We start from the raw sequence: 1,724 nt of genomic DNA on the forward strand, positions 1-1,724 counted from the left end.
TTCCATGACCTTGGCGGAGGTGTTGCCTCCGCCAAAATTGGTGATGCGCTTGTCTGAGCCGAGCAGATTGGAGCGGTAGAGCAGACGCTGCGGTTCGCTCATGGCGGCGGCTTTTGCGTCGTCCCAAAGATTGGCGAGGCGCGAGCTGGAGCGCGTTTCAAGCATGGTCTGTTCCTCCCGGTGCACACGAGACAGCGGTGCGTGACAGGTGTCAAAATCACACGGCCAACCGCGACGTGTCAATCATAAACGATCAATATCAATCATATTGCACTGCACAATGAAAATATTTGATTGGAAATGATTGACACTGCTCGGTTGGAATGAGTTAATGACCATGCAGGGAGGAACCATGCACGAAAAAGAACGCCACCGGATCATTCTGTCCGCCGTCCAGGAAAAGCCTGTGGTGACGGTGCAGGAACTGGTCGACCTGACCTCTTCGTCCGAGGCGACGATCCGGCGCGATATCGCGGCCCTGCACGTCCAAAAGCGCCTGCGCCGCGTGCGCGGTGGTGCCGAAGCGATCACCCCGCCGCAGTTCGTCGGACTTGCCGGCCGCCCTTTCAGCGTCAACGAAACACTCAATGCTTCCAAGAAGCGGGCGATCGCCCGCGAGGCGGTGGAGCTGTGCAAGGATGGCGAGCCGATCATCATCAATGGCGGCACGACCACCTTCCAGATGGTGCACTTCCTGACCAACCGGCGCATGCCGATCTTCACCAACTCGTTCCCGATTGCCGAGCACCTGCTCAAGCATTCGAAGAACACGGTGATGCTGTCGGGCGGCACGATCTACCGCGAGCAGAACATCATCCTGTCGCCCTTCGACAATGATGTGACGCGCAATTTCTATGCGCGGCGCATGTTCATGGGTGCGCAGGGACTGGGGCCGCTCGGGCTGATGGAAGGCGATCCCCTGCTGATCCAGGCCGAACAGAAGTTGATCGACCAGGCCGACGAGCTTGTCGTTTTGGTCGACTCCTCGAAGTTCAAGCAGCGTTCGAGCCTGATCCTGTGCGGACTGGCGCGGATAACCACAGTTATCACCGACGAGGACATCGAGGACCGCGAGGCCGCCATGCTGGAAAGTGCCGGCGTGTCGCTGGTCGTCGCCAAGAGCCAGGTGAGGAATATCGAGGAATCTTCGCTGCAGGCATGAGGGATGGCCTCGCCGCAGTGCTGATGGAATGCAACGCTCTAGGGAGGAAACGATGAGCATTCTGAGGAAACTGATGGTTGCCGCAGCATTGTCGGCCGCCATGTTCGCGACTGCCGCGCATGCCGAAAACGTCAAGATCGCCCTGGTGGTGAAGTCGCTCGGCAACGGCTTCTTCGATGCCGCCAACAAGGGCGCGCAAGAGGCGGCCAAGGAACTCGGCGATGTCGAGGTGATCTACACCGGCCCGACCAAGGCTACCGCCGAAGCGCAGATCGAGGTGATCAACGCGCTGATCGCCCAAAAGGTCAATGCGATCGCCATTTCCGCCAATGACGCCGACGCGTTGGTGCCGGCTCTCAAGAAGGCGATGGAACGCGGCATCACCGTCATCTCCTGGGATTCGGGCGTCGCGCCTGAAGGCCGTCAGGTCCACCTCAACCCGTCCGACACCAACCTGATCGGCGAGACCATCATCAAGCTCGCCGCCGATTATCTGCCTGAAGGCGGCGACGTTGCCATCTTGTCGGCGTCCTCGACCGCGACCAACCAGAATGCCTGGATC

At 59.7% G+C, this 1,724-nt stretch carries 2 protein-coding genes; both read left to right on the top strand.

What is annotated here, in order from left to right; genetic code table 11:
* The first annotated feature begins 352 nt into the window (after positions 1-352).
* On the top strand, positions 353-1,162 hold the full coding sequence (locus tag AC1DUU_RS31245) for a DeoR/GlpR family DNA-binding transcription regulator (RefSeq protein ID WP_476787183.1): 810 nt from the start codon (positions 353-355) through the stop codon (positions 1,160-1,162).
* Positions 1,163-1,214: 52 nt separating this feature from the next.
* The coding region (locus AC1DUU_RS31250) for a substrate-binding domain-containing protein (protein ID WP_476787184.1) at positions 1,215-1,724 on the top strand (510 nt) is incomplete at its 3' end.

The organism is Aminobacter sp. P4_H6_2 (assembly GCF_056400805.1).